The organism is Streptomyces sp. NPDC057565, from assembly GCF_042801455.1.
GTDB classification, from domain to species: Bacteria; Actinomycetota; Actinomycetes; order Streptomycetales; family Streptomycetaceae; genus Streptomyces; species Streptomyces yanii.
In genome coordinates, this window is sequence record NZ_JBHVFU010000144.1 from 1 (window position 1) to 4,675 (window position 4,675).

General features: G+C 70.7%; 6 protein-coding genes and 1 pseudogene. 4 read left to right on the top strand and 3 right to left on the bottom strand.

What is annotated here, in order from left to right:
* Positions 1–160 (top strand): annotated as a pseudogene (locus ACFU8W_RS52045) (DNA-directed RNA polymerase subunit alpha); the annotation flags it as partial.
* 71 nt (positions 161–231) lie between these two features.
* Here the strand turns inward: ACFU8W_RS52045 and ACFU8W_RS52050 are convergent.
* From ACFU8W_RS52050 to ACFU8W_RS52060, 3 genes are all read right to left on the bottom strand, one after another.
* On the bottom strand, positions 232–552 hold the full coding sequence (locus ACFU8W_RS52050; protein WP_384052850.1) for a hypothetical protein: 321 nt from the start codon (positions 550–552) through the stop codon (positions 232–234).
* A 173-nt stretch (positions 553–725) separates the two neighbouring features.
* A complete protein-coding gene (locus tag ACFU8W_RS52055) occupies positions 726–1,352 on the bottom strand; it encodes a hypothetical protein (protein ID WP_384052852.1) in 627 nt (208 codons plus the stop codon).
* A 43-nt stretch (positions 1,353–1,395) separates the two neighbouring features.
* Complete coding sequence (locus ACFU8W_RS52060; protein WP_384052854.1) at positions 1,396–1,857, bottom strand: hypothetical protein; 462 nt, start codon at positions 1,855–1,857, stop codon at positions 1,396–1,398.
* Positions 1,858–2,046: 189 nt separating this feature from the next.
* Here ACFU8W_RS52060 and ACFU8W_RS52065 point away from each other — a divergent pair, with 189 nt between their 5' ends.
* The 3 genes from ACFU8W_RS52065 to ACFU8W_RS52075 all read left to right on the top strand — a co-directional run.
* Positions 2,047–3,252, top strand: coding sequence for a histidine kinase (locus tag ACFU8W_RS52065; RefSeq protein WP_384052856.1), 1,206 nt, complete (start codon positions 2,047–2,049; stop codon positions 3,250–3,252).
* On the top strand, positions 3,249–3,851 hold the full coding sequence (locus ACFU8W_RS52070) for a DNA-binding response regulator (protein WP_384052860.1): 603 nt from the start codon (positions 3,249–3,251) through the stop codon (positions 3,849–3,851). Before ACFU8W_RS52065 ends, ACFU8W_RS52070 begins: the two co-directional genes overlap by 4 nt.
* 284 nt (positions 3,852–4,135) lie before the next feature.
* Positions 4,136–4,675, top strand: a 540-nt coding sequence (locus ACFU8W_RS52075) for a helix-turn-helix domain-containing protein (RefSeq protein WP_384052858.1), incomplete at its 3' end; no start/stop codon positions are given.

Sequence of the window (4,675 nt, forward strand, 5' to 3'; positions counted from 1 at the left end):
CCGCAACTTCGGTGCGAAGTCGATCGACGAGGTCAAGGCGAAGCTGGCCAGCATGGGCATGAGCCTCAAGGACAGCCCGCCCGGATTCGACCCGACCGCTGCCGCCTTCGGCGCCGACGACGACGCGGACACAAGCTTCGTCGAGACCGAACAGTACTGAACACTGCGCCGGGCCGCACGGAGCCGGGGGTCGACTCCCGGACCGCACGGCCAGTCAGGCAAACGGCCACATTACGGCAGCTCAGATGCCCTGCCAGTCATATCCGTTGTTGTGCGGCGACCACTACGGGAACCCCCGTCCCGGCGGGCGGCCAGCGCCGTGCGGGCCCGGTGGTCGATCTCGATGAGGTAGGGGGCGACAAAGCCGTGGTAGTCCGCTTTGCGCCTGGTCGGTAGATCCCTCCAGCCGGTGATGCGGCCACGGCAGTGGCGCGCACCGCACCGGCAGCGGGCGGCGAAGTAGTCGGCGGCGAGCCCTTCCTCCCACGCGACGTCGAAGTGCGACCAGACCATGCCCAGCTTCTCCAGCTGCTCGAGATGGTCCTCGTCCATGTCCCCGCGGGCGTAGAAGCGCTGGGCGTCAGCGATCCATTGCCCCAGCGGGAAGGAGGCGAGCGAGGTCGGCCACCCCTCGGCCTCCGTCTCCTGGTCGTCGATGGCAGGGCGCCCCGGCAGACCTCGGTCTCGGCGTCGGGTGACGCGACCCGACCTGGACGACCGTACGGCTATGGCAGGAGGAGCAGCTCGACGGCAATCAGGACGTCCACGATGCCGCACCACTCGGCGAATGTACGGGACACGATCCCGTCGAGCCTGCGCAGCTGCAGGTGGACGAAGTCCCAGACGCCGTGGAGGAGCCAGCCGGCCGCCACCAGATAGCGGCCGAGGTCCGGGTCCACCGTCAGTCCCGTCAGGGCGAGCGCGCAGAAGATGAACGCCCCTGCGGTCTGGAATCCGAAGACGGTCCGACCGTGCGGGGTCCCGCGGACGGTGCCCCAGATCAGCAGGATCAGCGCGACGGTCACCAGGACGGTGGACGGCGGGACCGCGCCCTGCGCCCGGAGGGCGACCATGGTCGCCAGCCCTGCCCCGAGCACGGGCCAGGTCAGCTGGGGCTTCCCGAGCTGGTTGACGATCAGGTACAGCAGTGGCAGGAGGGGCAGGACCTCCCCGAAGGCGGCGACCGCGCCGCTCGCGTCCCCCGAGCCGTCCCCGATGACCAGGTCGGGGACCGTGAGCGCGAGGGCCAGTGCCGTGGGCCAGCGGCGCATCAGCACCCGGGCCGGGCTCCGCCTTGCGGAGGCGGCTCCGGTGGTCGTGACCGGCGTCGTCGCATGTGTCTTGGCAGTCATGGCGTCTCCCGGGGCGTAAGGCGTAGGAGGAAGAGGTGCGGGGTCAGCCGCCGTACTCTCTCCGGCGGCGCAGCATGACGAGGAGCATCAGCGGGAGCATCGCGAGGTGCTCCAGGGTGATCATCGAGTCGGGCGCGACGACGCCCAGCCAGAGCAGGGGGAACAGCACGAGCGCGGGGGCGAACATCGCGCCGCACATCTCGAGGGTGCTCGGCCAGCCGTGGCCGCGGTGACGCATCCACATGGCCATGCCGACCGACATGTCGAACGCCATCTCCAACGACGCCAGTTCGGGATGGCGCGTCGCCGCGAACTCCACGTCCGCGAGCGCCAGGACGCCTCGCGTCACCGCGCCGAGGACGAGCATTCCGACGGCCATCGCGACGACCATCTCCAGGTAGTGGCGGGCGAAGTGCCACCAGCCGTGGCCGCCGTGAGCCTTGCCGGCGGGACGCGCTGCGGCGTCCTGGGCGTGTGTCAGCCTGGTGTCGTTCCGTGCCTGCATGACGCTCTCCTCACATACAGGGCCGGGGTATCTTTACGCCCTTCAGCCTGCGCGAGCGGAAGAGCCGCCAGTAGTGCCGAAGCAGCACGTCCGGGTGTGGCGTTGTCACGTCTCCGCATGACATCTGTCATGCGGAGACCAGTCGTACGACACACGGTCGGCGCGCCCCGCTGCTGCGACAATGGCCGCGTGCATGACGGAGCGAGCGAGCGCGGGATGGGGCTGACGAGCTTCCGGCGCTACACCTGGTGGGCCGTGCCGGGCACCACGGTGTGCTTTCTGGTGGTGTTCTTCGGTGTCTGGATCCTGGACGGCGACGTGCCCCTTTGGGCCCGCACCCCGGCCGTCGCGGCTCTCGCCGTCGAGGCCGTGGCAAGTGCGGTGCTGCTCAGCGGATGGCTGGCTGCGCCGTCGGCGGGCCACCCGCATCCCGTGCGCCCGCCCATGGGCTGGCTGCTCGCGGCGGGCGTCGCCACGGTCGTGCTCGCGGCGCTCCCGCTGGTCCGGCGCAACTACGGACTGTGGGCGGTCGCGCCCGCGGTCACGGTGGCGATCTGCGCGACCTACCTCACGCCGCGCCGCAGGCGGCTGCTGATCGTCGGCGCGGTGGTCCTCGCGCTGCTGCCGGGCGGTGCCGTCAGCCTGGCCGCCGGGGACGGAGAGTTGGCGTACGCCGCGCTGTTCCCGGCTGGGCTGATCGCCTTCACCGTCTGGATGGTGCTCGGCCCCCTCTGGGCGTGGGACGTCGTGGGGCAGCTGGATCGGGCGCGGCAGCTGGAGGCGGAGCTGGCGGTCAAGGACGAGCGGCTGCGGTTCGCCGCCGACCTGCACGACATCCAGGGACACCACCTGCAGATAATCGCGTTGAAGAGCGAGTTGGCGGCGCGGCTCGCGGAGCTGGACCCGGCGCGCGCCGCCGAGGAGATGAGGGACGTGCAGCGCCTGTCCGCCGAAGCCCTCCGCGACACGCGGGCCGTGGTGCACGGCTACCGCCGTACGACACTGGACGAAGAGATCGCCAACGCCACCCGCGTGCTGGCCGCGGCCGACATCGACGCCCGGATGACCCTCGACCCCGCGGCCGTCGCCGCCGACCTGGCCGGCCCCACCCGCCACCTGCTGGGCCTGGTGATGCGCGAGGCCACCACCAACGTGCTCCGCCACAGCCACGCCCGGCACGCCGAGGTCGACTACCGCGTTACCAGCGGCCTCGCCCGCCTGCGGGTCAGCAACGACAGCGCCGACGAGCACTCCGCCGCCGCGGAGAGCACCGGGCTGCGCAGCCTCGCCGAGCGGCTGCGGGCAGCCGGCGGCGAGTTGACGTGGGGCCGAGACGGCGACCGCTTCGTAGTGCTCGCGTCGTTGCCGGCCTCGGCGAACGGAGCGGCGTGTTGATCCGGTTGCTGATCGCCGACGACGAGGATCTCCTCAGAAGCGCCCTCGCCGCCCTGCTTGCGCTGGAGGACGACCTCACCGTGGTGGCCGAGGCATCCACCGCCACCGACGCGGTGCGGCTCGCCCGCGAACACCGCCCCGACATCGCCGTGCTCGACCTGGAGATGCCGCCCACCGACGGTCTGCGCGCCGCCGAGGAGATCCGGACCGAACTGCCCACCCAGATCATCATGGTCACCCGGCACGCCCGGCCCGCGGTGCTACGCCGCGCCCTGGCCGCCGGCGTGCGCGGCTTCGTCCCCAAGACGACCACCGCGGCCAGGCTGGCGGAGATCATCCGTGACATCGCCGCCGGCCGCCGCTACGTCGACCCCGACATCGCCGCCTCCGCGCTGACCGAGGACGACTGCCCCCTGAGCGACCGGGAACTGCAGGTCCTGAGCGCCGCCCGCACCGGCGCCTCGGTCGCTGAGATCGCCGCCGAGGTCCATCTGGCACCAGGCACGGTCCGCAACTATCTCTCCGCCGCGATGTCCAAGCTGGCCGCCCCCACCCGCCACGCCGCCGCCCACCACGCCTGGCAGGAAGGCTGGATCTGAGCCGCGCGAGCGGTTCCTTTGGCGGCGACCACGCGCTCCGGCAGCCGAGCGGTCAGCCAGGCTGTCGCTCGTGAACGTGCCGAGGGCCTCGAGCAGGAAGGCCGGGTTGAAGGACAGGGTGTTGCCCCGGACTGTGCCGGTACTGCCGTGCGTGATGGTGGCCGGGATGGTCATGCCCTTGGCGAGGGCCCTGTGGGTGCCGAAAACCCCATCCATAGCGTGTGACCTGCATGTATTCTGATACGGCTGAGGAGCGCCGGATGCGTACGCCAGGATGATCGATCGTGCTGCTGCGACTGCCGTACCTGATGCTCACGAGCGTGTTCACCTTCATACGGCTGCTGCCGATGAGCGACATCGACAAGAACATCGAAATTCTGACGCTACGCCACCAGCTCGCCATCCTGCAGCGCCAGATCGACAAGCCCCGCCTCACCCGGTCCGATCAGGCCTTCCGCGCCGCCCTCCTCCACCGACTCCCAAAGCCGCAACTTCGGCAGCTGCACCTGATCGTCTCCCCCGATACAGTCCTGCGTTGGCACCGCGATCTGCTCCGCCGCCGCCACGCCAAGGTTTCCCGCCCGAAACGGCCCGGCCGACCGCCCACCATCCGCAGCATCCAAGCCCTCATCCTGCGCCTGGCCCGAGAGAACCCCAACTGGGGCTACCGGCGCATCCACGGCGAGCTCGCCGCCCTGGAAATCAAGGTCGCCCCCTCCACCGTCTGGGAAATCCTCCAAGCCCACGGCATCGAACCCACACCCCAGCGCGACCACCAGACCTGGGCCGGCTTCCTGCGCAGCCAAGCACACACGATCCTCGCC